This is a genomic window from Vibrio sp. 10N.261.51.C6 (assembly GCF_041471785.1).
GTDB lineage: Bacteria > Pseudomonadota > Gammaproteobacteria > Enterobacterales > Vibrionaceae > Vibrio > Vibrio crassostreae_C.
This window is the reverse complement of the sequence record NZ_JBFRPB010000009.1, coordinates 1-2,647: the sequence shown is the minus strand read 5'-3', so window position 1 is coordinate 2,647 and position 2,647 is coordinate 1. Positions and strand designations below refer to the sequence as shown.

The 2,647-nt window shown below is 51.2% G+C and carries 1 rRNA gene; it reads right to left on the bottom strand.

The annotated features are described in order from the left end of the window. Window positions 1–2,630 (bottom strand): 23S ribosomal RNA (locus AB4375_RS02235); the annotation flags it as partial. Between the last annotated feature and the right edge of the window lie 17 nt (window positions 2,631–2,647).

Below are 2,647 nucleotides of genomic sequence, written 5' to 3'. Positions count from 1 at the left end.
TTCAATTTTCCAACGCCCACGGCAGATAGGGACCGAACTGTCTCACGACGTTCTAAACCCAGCTCGCGTACCACTTTAAATGGCGAACAGCCATACCCTTGGGACCGACTTCAGCCCCAGGATGTGATGAGCCGACATCGAGGTGCCAAACACCGCCGTCGATATGAACTCTTGGGCGGTATCAGCCTGTTATCCCCGGAGTACCTTTTATCCGTTGAGCGATGGCCCTTCCATTCAGAACCACCGGATCACTATGACCTGCTTTCGCACCTGCTCGAATTGTCATTCTCGCAGTCAAGCGGGCTTATGCCATTGCACTAACCACACGATGTCCAACCGTGTTTAGCCCACCTTCGTGCTCCTCCGTTACTCTTTGGGAGGAGACCGCCCCAGTCAAACTACCCACCAGGCACTGTCCGTAATCCCGATTCAGGGACCAACGTTAGAACATCAAAACTACAAGGGTGGTATTTCAAGGACGACTCCACCACATCTAGCGACGCGGTTTCAAAGTCTCCCACCTATCCTACACATGTAGGTTCAATGTTCAGTGCCAAGCTGTAGTAAAGGTTCACGGGGTCTTTCCGTCTAGCCGCGGGTACACTGCATCTTCACAGCGATTTCAATTTCACTGAGTCTCGGGTGGAGACAGCGTGGCCATCATTACGCCATTCGTGCAGGTCGGAACTTACCCGACAAGGAATTTCGCTACCTTAGGACCGTTATAGTTACGGCCGCCGTTTACCGGGGCTTCGATCAAGAGCTTCGACCGAAGTCTAACCCCATCAATTAACCTTCCGGCACCGGGCAGGCGTCACACCGTATACGTCATCTTACGATTTTGCACAGTGCTGTGTTTTTAATAAACAGTTGCAGCCACCTGGTATCTGCGACTCTCGTCTGCTCCATCCGCAAGGGACTTCACTGATAAGAGCGTACCTTCTCCCGAAGTTACGGTACCATTTTGCCTAGTTCCTTCACCCGAGTTCTCTCAAGCGCCTTGGTATTCTCTACCCGACCACCTGTGTCGGTTTGGGGTACGATTCCTTACAATCTGAAGCTTAGAGGCTTTTCCTGGAAGCATGGCATCAATGACTTCACTACCGTAGTAGCTCGACATCGTATCTCAGCGTTAGTAGCGGTCCGGATTTACCTAAACCACCCGCCTACGTACTTGAACCTGGACAACCGTCGCCAGGCCCACCTAGCCTTCTCCGTCCCCCCATCGCAATTGTAAGAAGTACGGGAATATTAACCCGTTTCCCATCGACTACGCCTTTCGGCCTCGCCTTAGGAGTCGACTTACCCTGCCCCGATTAACGTTGGACAGGAACCCTTGGTCTTCCGGCGAGGGAGTTTTTCACTCCCTTTATCGTTACTCATGTCAGCATTCGCACTTCTGATACCTCCAGCAGCCCTTACAGACCACCTTCAACGGCTTACAGAACGCTCCCCTACCCCACGCACCCTAAGGTACGTAGCCGCAGCTTCGGTGTATAGCTTAGCCCCGTTACATCTTCCGCGCAGGCCGACTCGACCAGTGAGCTATTACGCTTTCTTTAAATGATGGCTGCTTCTAAGCCAACATCCTGGCTGTCTGAGCCTTCCCACATCGTTTCCCACTTAGCTATACTTTGGGACCTTAGCTGGCGGTCTGGGTTGTTTCCCTCTCCACGACGGACGTTAGCACCCGCCGTGTGTCTCCCGGATAGTACTTACTGGTATTCGGAGTTTGCAAAGGGTTGGTAAGTCGGGATGACCCCCTAGCCTTAACAGTGCTCTACCCCCAGTAGTATTCGTCCGAGGCGCTACCTAAATAGCTTTCGGGGAGAACCAGCTATCTCCAGGTTTGATTGGCCTTTCACCCCTAGCCACAAGTCATCCGCTAATTTTTCAACATTAGTCGGTTCGGTCCTCCAGTTGATGTTACTCAACCTTCAACCTGCCCATGGCTAGATCACCTGGTTTCGGGTCTAATCCTAGCAACTGTACGCCCAGTTAAGACTCGGTTTCCCTACGGCTCCCCTAAACGGTTAACCTTGCTACTAAAATTAAGTCGCTGACCCATTATACAAAAGGTACGCAGTCACACCACGAAGGTGCTCCTACTGCTTGTACGTACACGGTTTCAGGTTCTATTTCACTCCCCTCACAGGGGTTCTTTTCGCCTTTCCCTCACGGTACTGGTTCACTATCGGTCAGTCAGTAGTATTTAGCCTTGGAGGATGGTCCCCCCATATTCAGACAGGATATCACGTGTCCCGCCCTACTCGTTTTCACTGATTATGATGTGTCGGTTACGGGGCTATCACCCTTTATTGCGAGACTTTCCAGACTCTTCACCTGCATCATTAAAAGCTTAAGGGCTAATCCAATTTCGCTCGCCGCTACTTTCGGAATCTCGGTTGATTTCTCTTCCTCGGGGTACTTAGATGTTTCAGTTCCCCCGGTTTGCCTCCTGTTGCTATGTATTCACAACAGGATACTTACTTATGTAAGTGGGTTTCCCCATTCAGGAATCCCAGACTCAAAAGGTTATTACTACCTAATCTGGGCTTATCGCAAGTTATTACGCCTTTCATCGCCTCTGACTGCCAAGGCATCCACCGTGTACGCTTAGTCACTTAACCATACAACCCGAAAGGGT